The sequence below is a fragment of the Vibrio sp. R15-SG3-ISO1B genome (genome assembly GCF_059833835.1).
In genome coordinates this window covers 91,737-105,353 of record NZ_JCBDGG010000013.1, presented here as the reverse complement: position 1 = coordinate 105,353, position 13,617 = coordinate 91,737, and the positions used below count along the sequence as shown (strand labels likewise).

Sequence of the window (13,617 nt, the reverse complement as noted above, 5' to 3'; positions counted from 1 at the left end):
GTTGGCAGAAGTATTCACACACAACCAAAAATAACAGTCGCAGATCTGAATTTATCAGATTGGTAGGTTAAATTGTAAAAAAACTCATTTAGAATCGGTGCTTTAGTTGACAACGACAATTGATCACCACGGATGGAAAAATGACGTCAATAAAACTCGGCAGCAGTGAGATTACCCCTAGCAAAATCGTCTGTATTGGCCGCAACTATATCGAACACATTCACGAGTTGGGTAACGCCGTTCCAGAGCAGATGGTGGTGTTTAACAAGCCAGCCAGTGCGATTACGTCAATCTTGTCCTCTTTTCATCAAGAGCCGCTTCATTACGAAGCAGAGATTTGTTTTGTGGTGACGAACGGAGAGTATAGCCATGTCGGGCTAGGGCTTGATTTGACCAAACGCGGCTTGCAGTCGTCTCTCAAAGGGAAAGGGTTACCCTGGGAGCGAGCAAAAGCGTTTGATGGCTCTGCGGTGCTTAGCCGTTTTATGCCACTCGATGGCATAGAGGTGAATGCGCTGAGCATTGAGCTCTACATCAACTGCGTGCGCGTTCAAAAAGGTGCAGTCACGCAGATGATCTATTCTCCACAAACAATTTTGCAAGAGCTCGGCAGCTACACCACGCTACATGACGGGGATGTGGTCATGACAGGCACGCCACAAGGGGTGGGCGAAGTGCACAATGGCGATCGCTTCCTTGCGCGGTTGAAAACCGATGACACCACCTTGATGGAGATTGAGTGGATTGCACATTAATCGGATGTGTGAGTTACATCAGTTTCAATAGTAGGAAAAGACACATACTGATGACGGTGGTCAGTAATACGTTTTTGGTTTTCCAAGCAATCAAGGCCGCAATCACTGCGCCCACTAAATAGGGATTGCTGTGTGACAGCCACAGATCTCCTTCCGGCATAAAGACAATCGGTGCCCAAATGGCGGTTAATACCGCAGGCGCTGAGTAGCTGAGCAAGCGCTGCATACTATGATTGAGCTTGAGTGGTAATTTGGGCTCAAGAAACAGGTAGCGGCTGAGAAACACCAACGCCGTCATCGCTAAAATTGATCCTAAAATCATGCTGATCTCCCTTTCACTTGCTCCGTCACATAACCTGCCAACATGCCACTGATACTCGCTAGCATCAGTCCTCCATCGAGTGAGAAATAGTGACAAGTGACGGCGACGATCAGCGAGGTGAGTACGGCAACGATCACTGGCGACGACTGAATATTGGGCACGACGATGGCAATAAATGTCGCCGCAACCGCAAACTCGAGACCGAGCTCATTCATCATCGGGATTTGATTGCCAAGCACAATGCCCGCTAATGTGGCTAGGTTCCAGCACAGATAAAAACTGAGGCCAGCGCCCAAGGCATACCAGCGATCGAACTGCTGCTCAGATTGCTGACCACAGATAGCAAACAGTTCATCGGTCAGCAAAAAACCGAGCGTCAGACGCCATTTTAGTGGCAGTGGACTGATTCGATTGCGCATCGACACGCTGTACAGCAAATGACGGGAAGTAATAAAGAAGGTGGTGAGCAACATAGTGGCAAGCCCTGCGCCCGCTTTAAACATGCCCGTTGCGACTAATTGCGCGGAACCCGCAAACAAAATCGCCGAGAGCGCTTGGCTCTCTATACTGGTCAATCCCGCGTCGATGGCAAACGAGCCTGCGAGCAATCCCCAAGGGATCACCGCAATACTCAGAGGCACCATAGCAAGGCTACCTTTGAGAAGTTGTTCTCGTTTACTGGTTTGGTGGGTGGGGAGTGTGTCGGTGTCCATAAGCCTCAATTATCCGTTTTGCACTGGTCTCTATTTTTCGCCAGGTGAAAAGCCAGCGCGATAGGCGACATGCCATTGATTCTGCTAGCTTATCGATAATGAGGCCGTTATACAAAGCGCTTTCGTGTCACAAAAGCGCTTGAGTGCTAAAGGTGCGTTAAGCTGGTTTGATGTTCACTGATGAGCAAATCCATCACTTGCTGAGCGTGGCTGCTGGCTTCGGCAAAACTTTGCTCAGGTGGGAAGGCTTCGACCACTTCGTAATAACATTTAATTTTAGGTTCAGTGCCGGAAGGGCGAACAATCACACGCGCGCCACCCGCGAGATGATAGATAAGCACATCACTGGCCGGTAAATTTATGGTCTCCACTCGACCATCTTGATGGGTGGTGGTGAGCGTTTTGAGATCGTCGACCCGTTCGATGTCACGCCCTGCAATTTGGCTGACTGGTGAGGCTCTTAGGCTCTCTCCAATAGCGGGGGCGCTTGGGTCAAGGGCAATACTGCGCTGCGCATTGACCACCATGCCATGTTGACGATAAATCGTCTCCAGTTGATCCCACACGGTTTTTCCTTGGCGTGCTAACTCTGCCGTCAACTGAGCAAACGCCACCAGCGCTGACAGGCCATCTTTATCCCAGACAGTGGTGCCAATGGTGTAACCTAACGCCTCTTCATAGGCAAACAGGAACGGGCGATCACTCGATACTTTACTCATGGCAACGTTAGTCAGCCACTTAAAGCCCGTCAGCGTTTGGTAGTACTCACCGCCAAGCGAGCGTGCGATGCTGGCGAGCAGCGTTGAAGAGACAATGGTATTTCCCACTAGCGGCCTGACACCTTGGCTACGATCAAAATGACTCAGTAGATAATGACCAAACAGCGCGCCCACTTGATCGCCGGTTAACATTTGATAGTCGCCTTGCGCGGTTCTTGCCGCCACCGCAAAGCGATCCGCATCGGGATCATTGGCGCAGGCGAGATCGGCGTTGTGCGCCTTGGCTAATTCAATCACTTTGTCCATCGCGCCCGCTTCTTCTGGGTTGGGGAAGTTGACGGTCGGGAAATGGCCATCTGGCTCACGCTGATCTTTGACGCTGTATACTTGGTTAAAGCCCGCATCGCCGAGCAGGGCTTCTGCCATCTCTGCGCCGACACCATGCATGGCGGTGTAGCTGATGGTGATGGGGGCTGGCGCTTGGCTGAGTTGCGGGTGAGTGTTGATGGCCTGTCGATAGGTGTTGTAGTACGCGTCATCAAGCCAAACGAGCAAGCCTTGATCCTCAGCATCACTAAGATCCATCAGCGCGAGCGGCGCCGTCGCGGCGTCTTCAATGTGCTTCGCAATGCCGGAATCATGCGGTGGAATGATCTGAGCGCCATTCTCCCAGTAGACTTTAAATCCGTTGTATTCCGGTGGGTTGTGGCTAGCTGTCACCACCACCGCCGCTGCCGCGCCAAAGTGTTTGACACCAAACGCCACGATAGGCGTCGCGGCAACGTGATGCGTGAGAAAGACTTTAATCCCAAGGGCCGTCAGTACCGCAGCGGTATCGTGTGCAAACTGTTTGGAATCGATGCGGCCATCGTAGCCGACCACGACGCCGCGCTCAGCTGCCTGTGGGATTTGTGCTAGCAGATAGTGACCTAGCCCTGTAGCGGTTTCTTGAATCACCAACCTATTCATACGGTTAGGCCCACAACCCACTTTGCCCCTTAGGCCCGCGGTGCCAAATTCGAGCCGTTGGCTAAAACGATCGTCCAGTTCTGCTTGTTGCTGCTGCTCGATGAGACGTTGTAGCTCTTCACGGGTGGCGGGATCGGGATCGCGTGCTAGCCATTGATCATACTGTTTCATGTTAAGAGTTCCTCGTAGGTCTTGCGACTGACGGTTTGTATGTCGTTCTCTTTGTATTGTAGCTATCTATTACAGCAATGGACGACAGCAATGGACGACAGTGTAAATAGGGTTGTGATGATTTTAATTGATATCAATTATCATTTATAGGAGCGCAATCGTTAAATCACTATGCGGCCAAAATGGCTATGCCGACAAAATTACTTTGCCGATAAAAAACATTGGGTCACAAAAAAATCATTGGACCTGATCAACCGCTTGCACAATCTGAAAACGCCAACTAGCTTTTAATTACACTCATTTTGTTAACATAAATATAACAAATTAAACCAAATTTCGCTGTTTATAGGAATCAACTGAGCGACTCCCTTCGGGTGATGTGTAGTAGGCCGAGGTGCGGTGAGGGAACGCTGAGTTCAAGCGAGTTAGCCAGTAGGCTACCGAGCAAAGGAGACATCGTTTGAAACGAGTACAGCAGGCACTGTGGCGATTACTTGGGCAATGGCTTGGCTATGGAATAACCAGTGTGTGGTTGGTGTTACCCGCCCACGCGTCAGCCGAGGAAAGCCCCAAAGACACCACCTACAACATGACACAAGGTGTGACCAATATCAGCGGTCAGGTGTATGAACTGCACATGCTGATTTTTTACATCTGCTGCGCCATCGCACTGGTGGTGTTTGGCATCATGTTCTATTCCATGTATCACCACCGAAAATCCAAAGGCGCGGTTGCGGCCCATTTCCATGAAAGTACCAAAGTCGAAGTGATCTGGACGGTGATCCCGATAGTCATCTTGGTCTTGATGGCGATCCCCGCCACCAAAACCTTAGTGGCCATGGAAGACACGTCACAATCGGACTTAACGATCAAAATCACCGGGTCGCAGTGGAAGTGGCACTACAGCTACTTTGATGAAGACGTTGAGTTTTTCAGCTTGCTCGCGACCAGTCAAAAAGCGATCGATGGCATTGAAGAAAAAGGCGCCCATTACCTGCTGGAGGTCGATAACCCGTTAGTGTTGCCGATCAATCGCAAAGTACGATTTTTGATGACGTCCGATGATGTGATCCACTCTTGGTGGGTGCCAGATTTTGCGGTCAAGAAAGACACCATTCCAGGATTTATTAACGAAGCGTGGACGCGCATCGATAAGCCAGGGGTGTATCGCGGCCAATGTGCTGAATTGTGTGGGAGGGCGCATGGTTTTATGCCCATCGTGGTCCACGCAATGGAAGAAGCAGAGTACGAGCAGTGGCTAGCGGATAAAAAAGCACAACTCGCTCTAGCCAAACAAGAGGCTGCGGCGTCACTGACGGCAACACTCTCTCTCGAAGAGCTCGTCACCTTGGGCGAGAAAGTCTATCTCGATCGCTGCGCGGTATGTCACCAAGCCAATGGCGCTGGTATTCCGGGGGCGTTCCCGGCAATCACGGGCAGTAAAGTGGCGACGGGTGAGATAAACAATCACATTGACACCATTGTCTATGGCCGCCCGGGCACTGCTATGCAGGCGTTTGCTAATCAATTGTCCGACAAAGAAATTGCGGCGGTGGTGACTTATCAACGTAATGGACTGGGTAATAATACGGGTGACGTCATACAAGCGTCAGACGTTGATGCCTATAAAGCTTCAAAAAGCGCTAACAATGCTGGCGCAGCCGAGGAGGGACAATGAAAACGTCCAAATCTGACTCTATGACGGCGGACAACGTCAAATCTGCGCCTGTAACGGATGCGGAGCTAAGCCGCGCTGGACACGCTGAAGGGGTGATAGAAGATCATCATGACGATCACCACGATGCGCCAAGCGGTATTTACCGCTGGATTTACTCCACCAACCACAAAGACATCGGCACGCTCTATCTTTGGTTCAGCTTTATCATGTTCCTTACTGGCGGCGCGATGGCGATGGTGATTCGCGCTGAGCTGTTCCAACCGGGTCTACAACTGGTGGAGCCGCAGTTTTTTAACCAAATGACCACGGTTCATGGATTGATCATGGTGTTTGGCGCCGTAATGCCGGCTTTTACTGGGCTTGCAAACTGGATGATTCCAATGATGATTGGCGCGCCGGATATGGCGCTACCTCGTATGAACAACTTGAGTTTTTGGATTCTGCCTTTTGCGTTCTTGATTCTGATTGCCTCGCTGTTTACTGAAGGCGGTGGCCCCGATTTTGGTTGGACGTTTTATGCGCCGCTGTCGACCACCTATGGCCCTGATAGCACTGCGCTGTTTGTCTTTTCTGTACATATCATGGGCATCAGTTCCATCATGGGCGCGATCAATGTGATCGTCACCATCGTCAACATGCGCGCGCCAGGAATGACTTGGTTCAAAATGCCGTTGTTCGTTTGGACTTGGCTTATCACCGCGTTTTTGCTTATCGCGGTGATGCCAGTGTTGGCGGGGGCGGTCACCATGGTGTTGACCGATAAGTACTTTGGCACCTCGTTTTTTGATGCGGCTGGGGGCGGCGATCCGGTGATGTTCCAGCACATTTTCTGGTTCTTTGGTCACCCGGAAGTGTACATCATGATTTTGCCCTCATTCGGTATCATTTCGGCGATTATCCCCGCTTTTAGTGGTAAAAAACTCTTTGGTTATCACTCAATGGTCTATGCGACGTGCAGTATCGCGCTGCTCTCTTTCTTGGTTTGGGCGCACCACATGTTTACGACCGGCATGCCGGTGTTTGCAGAGCTGTTCTTTATGTATTGCACCATGCTTATCGCGGTGCCGACTGGGGTGAAAGTGTTTAACTGGGTCGCGACTATGTGGCGAGGGGCGATGACGTTTGAAACGCCGATGCTGTTTGCTATCGCGTTTATCATTCTTTTCACGATTGGTGGATTTTCGGGCTTGATGTTGGCGATCGTTCCCGCGGATTTCCAGTATCACGATACCTACTTTGTGGTGGCACATTTCCACTATGTCTTAGTCTCGGGCGCAGTCTTCTCGATCATGGCGGCAGCGTATTACTGGTTGCCGAAGTGGACGGGTCACATGTATGACCATAGGTTGAGCTTGTGGCATTTCTGGTGCTCGGTCATCTCCGTCAATATCTTGTTCTTCCCGATGCATTTCCTTGGTCTTGCGGGGATGCCAAGACGCATTCCTGATTACGCCATTCAGTTTGCCGACGTCAATCAAATCGTCTCCATCGGTGGGTTTGCCTTTGGTCTCTCTCAACTGATCTTCTTGTGGCTCGTCATAAAGTGTATTCGCGGCGGCGAAAAGGCAAGCGCGAAACCGTGGGAGCGTGCAGAAGGTTTGGAGTGGAGCGTGCCTAGCCCTGCACCACATCACACGTTTTCAACACCCCCTAAGATTGATTGAGGTGAGAGATGAGCCAAGCAAATGCGAACCAGAAATTGACCTTAAAGCTGTGCGCTGCGGTCGTCGCTATGTTCGGTTTTGGCTTTGCACTCGTGCCGCTGTATGACGTGATGTGCGATGCGTTGGGCATCAATGGCAAAACCAACAGCGAGTCGGTGGTGGCACCTGCCGGGTTGAGTATCGATACCTCGCGTACCGTGAGAGTGGAATTTATGGCGCACAATAATCCGGGTATCGAGTGGCAGTTTCAGCCCAAAATTACCCACCTCGATGTGCACCCGGGCGAGGTGATTCAAACCGCGTATCAGGCGAAAAACCTCGCCAATCATACCGTAGTGGGGCAAGCAGTACCGTCGGTCTCACCCGGCCTAGGGGCCACCTATTTCAACAAAATAGAGTGCTTTTGTTTTAATCAGCAACCCCTAGATTCAGGGGCAGATGCCGAGATGCCACTGATTTTTTACATCGAACCGGACATTCCCGATTCGATTCATACACTGACACTCTCTTACACCCTGTATGACATCACGCAAAAAGAGACGCCATCCGTTGTTGATGACACCTCAACGCCTGTCACTGCGATGGCTCGGGTCTCATCGGTGCCACTGGCGGCTCAAGACATATTCCGTCAAGGTAGTCGGAGTCAAGGTAATGGACGTCAAGGGAATGGAAGTCGAGGTATTGTGAGTCAAGAAAGGGTGAGTCAAGGAAGCCTTGAGCAAGGAGTTACCCCATGAGTACGAAACATCAACCGTATTTTGTTCCCGCGCAGAGTAGCTGGCCTATCGTCGGCGCCGTGGCGCTCTTTTTAATTGCTGTTGGCGCCGGGATCACGGTGCAGAGTATGGCAGAAGGGGGTGATACCAGTGTCTTCGGAAAGCTGATTTTAACCGCAGGCTTACTGTTTTTACTCTATATGTTTGCAGGTTGGTTTAGCAATGTGATCACTGAGAGCATGAGTGGCAAATACTCCGAGCAGCTTTCTCGCTCGTTTCGTCAGGGAATGAGCTGGTTTATCTTCTCGGAAATCATGTTCTTTGGCGCCTTTTTTGGTGCGCTGTTTTACGCGCGCATGGTTTCTGTCCCTTGGCTTGGCGGCGCGAGTAACAACGCCATGACTCATGAGGTGCTGTGGCCCGCTTTTGAGGCGTTGTGGCCGCTCACCACCACTCCCTCAGGCACGACCACCACAGCGATGCCTTGGCAGGGCATCCCGCTGATCAATACCTTGTTGCTGCTGACTTCCTCCATCACGCTGCATTTGGCCCACACCAGTTTGGAAAAAAATCACCGTATGGCCCTGATCGTTTGGTTGGAGCTGACGATTGTGTTGGCCTGCTTCTTCCTTTACTACCAAGGGGTGGAATATGTGCACGCCTATCAAGATTTAGGGCTCACTCTGCAATCCGGGGTGTACGGCAACACCTTCTTTTTGCTGACGGGATTTCATGGCATGCACGTGCTGCTCGGGACAACGTTTTTGATCATTTTGCTGGCACGTGTGGCGAAAGACCATTTTACGCCGAAAGACCATTTCGCCTTCCAAGCGGGCAGTTGGTATTGGCACTTTGTGGATGTGGTGTGGTTGTGTTTGTTTGTCTTTGTCTACGTGCTTTAAAGAGGTAGACGACGCGGTAGACAAAGAAAAAAGACAGGCAGATGAGAGCGGTTAATAGGGGCGCACGTTCGGCTCAATGAAACCACTAAGAAGCGCGGCAATTAACAGAATAACCGCGAGAGCAGAGAGGAACACGCGTCGCCCCAAATAGTGACTCATGGGTTTGTTGTCTTCTTTGGAGGTGTCTTGGCGCGGGCCTTTGACCATCTCAATTAATGCAAGGCCAAGATTAAACAGAATGAACAGTAGTAAGAGAACGAGCAGCAGTTTAAACAAAAAAATCATCCGAGATTCCTTACGTCGCCGGTTTTATACCCGAGGCTTTGCGTTGATGGTTCTGTTAACTGTGGTTGCCTTTTGCTTTTTGGTCAAACTTGGCTTGTGGCAGCTCTCGCGAGCAGAAGAAAAAGCGCAGATCGCGCAAAGCGTCGCAGAGCATTTGCAGCAAGGCCCTGTCGCGCTTAGTGCGTTGTCTCAAGCGCAGAGAGCGCAGCCAACCGGTGTGATGGTGCATTTCGATTACACCCCCATCGCAGGAAAAACCGTCTTGCTCGACAATCAGTCATACCAAGGCAAGGTTGGCTACTTAGCGATTCAATTGGTGGATGTGCGTGGTGTGGATGAGCATCTGTTGGTCGAGCGCGGTTGGGTGGAAGCAAAAGCAACACGAGATGTATTACCTGAGGTGGAGTGGTTGCGCGAGCCCGGTTCGATGAGCGCAAGGTTGTATCAGAAATCGTTCAACCCGCTCAGCAATGAGCTGTATTACGAAGCGGGCAACCCCGCGCGGGTGCAAAACATCAATACAGAGGCGCTTACCAAACAGTGGGCCGCACCGATGGCGACATTTATCGCCCAGCCTACCACTTGGTCGATGGGGGCAACCACTGGGGAAAGTTGGCCCTACCCTCAGCCGTGGCAACCCATATCGATGAGCCCAGAGAAGCATTTGGGTTACGCCGTGCAATGGTTCTCTATGGCGTTGGCTTTGCTACTGATTGTCTCACTGCTGCTGTTTCGTACCATCAAAAGAACGCTTGCAGAGGTCAAGGCGCATCATCGCAGCCTAGACTCTACTCACAAGGAGGTGTCGCATGACTCATGCCGCTAAAATGGGAACCCCGAATTCGATCGATACACGTCGTGTCACCCGAGGACGCTTGACGCTGATCGCGTTGGTGCTGTTTTTCACTCTTCCCGTGATTGCCGCCAAGGCGATTTTGGTCAAGCAGTGGTACAACTCGGGCGTGACCAATCAAGGGACTCTCATCGAGCCGCTCACCACCTTTGAGTCGCTCGGTGTCGCCAATCCTTTTCAGCACAAACATTGGCAACTGGGCTACGTTGTGCCGAGCGAATGTGAGGCGCGATGCCAACAGCAAATTCACCTTCTTGGTCAAACTCACATTGCACTAGGAAAATATCAAGAACGCGTCACCCCAGTATTGCTGCGCACCGATAAAAGCGCACCGCTAGAAGAGGGCGCGCTGACCAGCATTGCGATCAATGACGCGTTTCATCAAGTGGTCGGGGACTTTGAATATGTGATTATCGACCCATTGGGGCAGCTAGTGATGCGTTACCCGCCAGAGCAAGATCTCGCCCAACTACCCGCGCAAAGCAAAGGCTTACTGGCGGATTTGCGCAAATTGCTCAAGCTGTCTCGGGTTGGGTAAGGGGGAAGTATGATTACGTTACTAAGAGCCAGTTTACTGCTCACCTTGATGGTCATTCTTCTTGGCGCCTATACCCGTTTGGCTGACGCAGGGCTCGGGTGTCCGGATTGGCCCGGTTGTTATGGCCATTTAACGGTGCCCAACGAAAGCCACGAACTGGCCAAAGCGAACGCGCTTTACCCTGAGCTGACGGTAGAAGCAGACAAGGCATGGCTTGAGATGATCCATCGTTACTTTGCCGGCAGCCTCGGCTTGCTGGTGTTTGCCATCGCCTACCTTGGCTTGAAGCATCGAGCGTTACCTGTTGGGCTGTCTCTCGCACTCCCTGCCGTGATTGTGTTTCAAGCGTTACTGGGGATGTGGACGGTCACGATGAAGCTGATGCCGATTGTCGTCATGGGGCATCTGCTTGGTGGTTTTACGTTGTTTAGCCTGCTCTGTTTGAGCTATTGGCATGTGACTCGTTATCCGTTGGCGCACCGACTGGGTGACATTTCAGTATCTCGTGGATTGCGCTGGCTGGCAGAGAGCACGGCATTGGTAGTGGTAGCGCAGGTGGCATTAGGGGGGTGGACCTCATCAAATTACGCCGCGCTGATGTGTACTTCTCTGCCGATTTGTGAGGGAAACTGGACGCAATATTTGGATTTTGAGACGGCCTTTGAGCTTATCCAGCCCAAGAGTGAGAGTTACGAATTCGGTACTCTCGACTATGGCGCGCGAATGACGATTCATGTCACGCATCGTTTTGGCGCTATGCTGGTGATGCTGTTTGTTCTCGCGTTGGTGGTCGCGCTTAAGCGTTATCGGAATACGGAGTTTACCCTCTGTGCCCATTGGCTACTTGGGCTGTTGGTCCTTCAAATCGCACTGGGAGTAAGTAACGTACTGCTCAGTTTACCTTTGGCTATTGCCGTTGCACACAACCTTGGCGCAGCGCTGCTGTTGGTCGCCACGCTGAGAGCCAATTACTTGCTGAGCCAAGTCAGTGCGTCAACGAAAGCGACGCAGTGCATCAGCCCTAGAATCGCCGCGTCTGTGAGGGCGCAATCCCCAAAGCGCCAGTCAGTGATCGACATTAAGGAGAGTGCTCATGAGTAAAACCGCGACGTTTACCTCCAGCGCGGAGAAATCACTCGCGCATCACTATTTCACGCTCACTAAACCGAAAGTGGTGGCACTGATGCTGCTTACCGCACTGGTGGGCATGTGTTTGGCCGTGGAAGGCCCACTACCCATACAGCAAACGGTGCTTGGGTTGGTCGGCATCGCCTTGATGGCGGGTTCAGCAGCGGCGTTTAATCACCTGATCGATCGCCGAATTGACGCGATTATGGCGCGTACTTATCAAAGACCTCTGCCCTCTGGTCGCATCAAGGCGGTCAATGTATTTGTGTTCGCTTTTGCTCTTGGCGCCGTGGGGATGGGGGTGTTGCTCTTTGGCGTCAACGCACTCACGGCTTGGCTGACGTTAGCGAGCCTTCTTGGTTACGCGGTGGTGTACACGCTCTACCTTAAACGTGCGACACCGCAAAACATTGTTATCGCAGGCATCGCTGGCGCTATGCCTCCCTTACTTGGTTGGACGGCGGTCACCGGTGAGATGCACGCACACGCTTGGTTGCTGGTGATGATCATCTTCATCTGGACCCCGCCTCATTTTTGGGCGCTGGCTATCCATCGCAAAGCGGATTATGCCAAAGCCGACATCCCCATGCTGCCTGTGACGCATGGCGAGGAGTACACCAAAACCTCGATCTTGCTCTACACCGTGCTGTTGACCTTGGTTTGCTTAATGCCTGCCTTAGTCGGTATGGCAGGCACCATGTATTGGGTCGGGGCAACTCTGCTCTGCCTCGGCTTTGTTGCTCATGCCTGGAAACTGAAATTCGCCCCCACCGACAAGTCAGCCATTGAGACGTTTAAGTACTCAATCTATCAGTTAATGCTGCTGTTTCTGCTGCTTTTAGTTGATCATTACTGGATGTAAATATTAATGTACGGATGGTGTAAATTTTAAAGTTGGAGATAATATTGCCTTTTAAATAAAATAATGCTTGCAAGCCTTGTTTTTGGCAGATAAGTTACTGGGAACAGAGTGACGAGAGATTGAACATTTTTGCATCACTGTCTTTGATGCTGTGTTCAGGCCAAGAAAATAGGAAGAAGTAAGCGATGTTTCAAACTGATGATGTACGAATTAACCAAGTAAAAGAGTTATTACCCCCTGTTGCTGTTTTAGAGAAGTTTCCGGCGACTGAGTCTGCTTCTTCAACCACGTTTCGTTCGCGTGAAGCGATTTCTAATATTTTAAAAGGCGATGATGACCGTTTGTTGGTCATCATCGGGCCTTGTTCTATTCATGATCCTGAAGCGGCGCTAGAATATGGTCAGCGTCTTAAAGTTCTGCGCGATGAGTTAGGCGATCGTCTTGAAGTCGTGATGCGCGTTTATTTTGAGAAACCGCGTACCACCGTTGGCTGGAAAGGCTTGATCAACGACCCGTACTTGAATGACTCATTTGCGATCAATGATGGTTTGCGTATGGGGCGTAAATTACTGTTGGATTTGACCGACATGGGCATGCCCACCGCAAGCGAATTTTTAGACATGATCACCCCGCAGTATGTGGCGGATTTGATCAGCTGGGGTGCGATTGGCGCACGTACGACAGAGTCGCAAGTGCACCGTGAACTCGCCTCGGGTCTCTCATGCCCGGTTGGGTTTAAGAACGGCACGGATGGCAACATCAAGATCGCGTCTGATGCAATTCGAAGCGCTGGCGCATCGCACCACTTCCTTTCGGTGACCAAATTTGGCCATTCAGCCATTGTCGAGACAGCAGGCAACCCAGATTGCCACATTATTTTGCGTGGTGGTAAAGAGCCAAACTACAGCGCCGATCACGTCGGCACCATCAAAGCGGAGCTGGAAGCCTCAGGTTTGCCACAGAAAGTGATGATCGACTTTAGCCATGCGAATAGTTCAAAGCAGTACCAAAACCAGATGGTTGTAGCAGAGGACGTGGCAGGACAAATTGCAGGCGGTGAAGACGCAGTATTTGGTGTGATGATTGAATCTCACCTTGTGGAAGGTCGCCAAGATTTGGTGGCGGGCTGTGAGCTGACGTACGGTCAATCGATTACCGATGCGTGTATTGGTTGGGATGACACCGAGAAGGTACTGCGCCAACTCGCTCAAGCGGTCGAAACGCGTCGTAATAACCGTTAATTCTCACCTTCTTGAACTCTTTCCAAGAAAAACGGGCTCCGCGGAGCCCGTTTGCTTTTCTATTGCACGCGCTAATGTGCGTTAGCGGCTAATGCTCTCAT

13 protein-coding genes and 1 pseudogene are annotated in these 13,617 nt (G+C 51.3%); 10 read left to right on the top strand and 4 right to left on the bottom strand.

Going from position 1 to position 13,617, the window contains the following annotated elements; translation table 11 throughout:
- The first annotated feature begins 140 nt into the window (after positions 1 to 140).
- Positions 141 to 755: a fumarylacetoacetate hydrolase family protein gene (locus AC6R0S_RS04500; RefSeq protein ID WP_500637312.1), complete on the top strand. Its 615-nt coding sequence runs from the start codon at positions 141 to 143 to the stop codon at positions 753 to 755.
- Between the two features lie 13 nt (positions 756 to 768).
- Here AC6R0S_RS04500 and AC6R0S_RS04495 read toward each other — a convergent pair whose 3' ends face one another.
- The 3 genes from AC6R0S_RS04495 to AC6R0S_RS04485 all read right to left on the bottom strand — a co-directional run bounded on the left by AC6R0S_RS04495 (position 769) and on the right by AC6R0S_RS04485 (position 3,649).
- The gene (locus AC6R0S_RS04495) at positions 769 to 1,077 is read right to left on the bottom strand and encodes an AzlD domain-containing protein (protein ID WP_500630203.1); all 309 of its coding nucleotides are present in this window, start codon (positions 1,075 to 1,077) and stop codon (positions 769 to 771) included.
- On the bottom strand, positions 1,074 to 1,790 hold the full coding sequence (locus tag AC6R0S_RS04490) for an AzlC family ABC transporter permease (RefSeq protein WP_500637311.1): 717 nt from the start codon (positions 1,788 to 1,790) through the stop codon (positions 1,074 to 1,076). The genes AC6R0S_RS04495 and AC6R0S_RS04490 overlap by 4 nt, the downstream gene beginning before the upstream one ends.
- Positions 1,791 to 1,936: 146 nt before the next feature.
- Positions 1,937 to 3,649: a phospho-sugar mutase gene (locus AC6R0S_RS04485; protein WP_500637310.1), complete on the bottom strand. Its 1,713-nt coding sequence runs from the start codon at positions 3,647 to 3,649 to the stop codon at positions 1,937 to 1,939.
- A gap of 517 nt (positions 3,650 to 4,166) precedes the next feature.
- Here AC6R0S_RS04485 and coxB point away from each other — a divergent pair.
- From coxB to AC6R0S_RS04465, 4 genes and pseudogenes are all read left to right on the top strand, one after another.
- Entirely contained in the window at positions 4,167 to 5,327 is a 1,161-nt protein-coding gene (coxB, locus tag AC6R0S_RS04480) for a cytochrome c oxidase subunit II (RefSeq protein ID WP_500637325.1), read from the top strand.
- Positions 5,324 to 6,991: a cytochrome c oxidase subunit I gene (gene ctaD / locus AC6R0S_RS04475; protein ID WP_500637309.1), complete on the top strand. Its 1,668-nt coding sequence runs from the start codon at positions 5,324 to 5,326 to the stop codon at positions 6,989 to 6,991. Before coxB ends, ctaD begins: the two co-directional genes overlap by 4 nt.
- 8 nt (positions 6,992 to 6,999) lie before the next feature.
- Positions 7,000 to 7,560 (top strand): annotated as a pseudogene (locus AC6R0S_RS04470) (cytochrome c oxidase assembly protein); the annotation flags it as partial.
- A 164-nt stretch (positions 7,561 to 7,724) separates the two neighbouring features.
- Positions 7,725 to 8,609: a cytochrome c oxidase subunit 3 gene (locus tag AC6R0S_RS04465; RefSeq protein ID WP_500628470.1), complete on the top strand. Its 885-nt coding sequence runs from the start codon at positions 7,725 to 7,727 to the stop codon at positions 8,607 to 8,609.
- Between the two features lie 51 nt (positions 8,610 to 8,660).
- Here AC6R0S_RS04465 and AC6R0S_RS04460 read toward each other — a convergent pair whose 3' ends face one another.
- Positions 8,661 to 8,894, bottom strand: coding sequence for a DUF2909 family protein (locus tag AC6R0S_RS04460; RefSeq protein WP_487902182.1), 234 nt, complete (start codon positions 8,892 to 8,894; stop codon positions 8,661 to 8,663).
- 46 nt (positions 8,895 to 8,940) lie between these two features.
- Here AC6R0S_RS04460 and AC6R0S_RS04455 point away from each other — a divergent pair, with 46 nt between their 5' ends.
- The 5 genes from AC6R0S_RS04455 (at position 8,941) to aroG (ending at position 13,516) form a co-directional block, all read left to right on the top strand.
- A complete protein-coding gene (locus AC6R0S_RS04455; protein ID WP_500630201.1) occupies positions 8,941 to 9,720 on the top strand; it encodes an SURF1 family protein in 780 nt (259 codons plus the stop codon).
- Positions 9,704 to 10,285, top strand: coding sequence for a redox-active disulfide-containing membrane protein (locus tag AC6R0S_RS04450; RefSeq protein ID WP_500637308.1), 582 nt, complete (start codon positions 9,704 to 9,706; stop codon positions 10,283 to 10,285). The genes AC6R0S_RS04455 and AC6R0S_RS04450 overlap by 17 nt, the downstream gene beginning before the upstream one ends.
- Before the next feature lie 9 nt (positions 10,286 to 10,294).
- Complete coding sequence (locus AC6R0S_RS04445; RefSeq protein WP_500637307.1) at positions 10,295 to 11,386, top strand: COX15/CtaA family protein; 1,092 nt, start codon at positions 10,295 to 10,297, stop codon at positions 11,384 to 11,386.
- Positions 11,379 to 12,275, top strand: a complete 897-nt coding sequence (gene cyoE, locus AC6R0S_RS04440; protein WP_500637306.1) for a heme o synthase — start codon at positions 11,379 to 11,381, stop codon at positions 12,273 to 12,275. The genes AC6R0S_RS04445 and cyoE overlap by 8 nt, the downstream gene beginning before the upstream one ends.
- 185 nt (positions 12,276 to 12,460) lie before the next feature.
- Positions 12,461 to 13,516: a 3-deoxy-7-phosphoheptulonate synthase AroG gene (gene aroG / locus AC6R0S_RS04435; RefSeq protein ID WP_487902187.1), complete on the top strand. Its 1,056-nt coding sequence runs from the start codon at positions 12,461 to 12,463 to the stop codon at positions 13,514 to 13,516.
- Positions 13,517 to 13,617 lie beyond the last annotated feature (101 nt).

Excerpts from the sequence above, each read along its gene's own strand:
- ctaD (WP_500637309.1), top strand. The coding sequence starts at position 5,324 with ATGAAAACGTCCAAATCTGACTCTATGACGGCGGACAACGTCAAATCT.
- cyoE (WP_500637306.1), top strand. The coding sequence starts at position 11,379 with ATGAGTAAAACCGCGACGTTTACCTCCAGCGCGGAGAAATCACTCGCG.
- aroG (WP_487902187.1), top strand. The coding sequence starts at position 12,461 with ATGTTTCAAACTGATGATGTACGAATTAACCAAGTAAAAGAGTTATTA.
- AC6R0S_RS04455 (WP_500630201.1), top strand. The coding sequence starts at position 8,941 with ATGGTTCTGTTAACTGTGGTTGCCTTTTGCTTTTTGGTCAAACTTGGC.
- AC6R0S_RS04500 (WP_500637312.1), top strand. The coding sequence starts at position 141 with ATGACGTCAATAAAACTCGGCAGCAGTGAGATTACCCCTAGCAAAATC.
- AC6R0S_RS04495 (WP_500630203.1), bottom strand. The coding sequence starts at position 1,077 with ATGATTTTAGGATCAATTTTAGCGATGACGGCGTTGGTGTTTCTCAGC.
- AC6R0S_RS04485 (WP_500637310.1), bottom strand. The coding sequence starts at position 3,649 with ATGAAACAGTATGATCAATGGCTAGCACGCGATCCCGATCCCGCCACC.
- AC6R0S_RS04450 (WP_500637308.1), top strand. The coding sequence starts at position 9,704 with ATGACTCATGCCGCTAAAATGGGAACCCCGAATTCGATCGATACACGT.
- AC6R0S_RS04445 (WP_500637307.1), top strand. The coding sequence starts at position 10,295 with ATGATTACGTTACTAAGAGCCAGTTTACTGCTCACCTTGATGGTCATT.
- AC6R0S_RS04465 (WP_500628470.1), top strand. The coding sequence starts at position 7,725 with ATGAGTACGAAACATCAACCGTATTTTGTTCCCGCGCAGAGTAGCTGG.
- AC6R0S_RS04460 (WP_487902182.1), bottom strand. The coding sequence starts at position 8,894 with ATGATTTTTTTGTTTAAACTGCTGCTCGTTCTCTTACTACTGTTCATT.
- AC6R0S_RS04490 (WP_500637311.1), bottom strand. The coding sequence starts at position 1,790 with ATGGACACCGACACACTCCCCACCCACCAAACCAGTAAACGAGAACAA.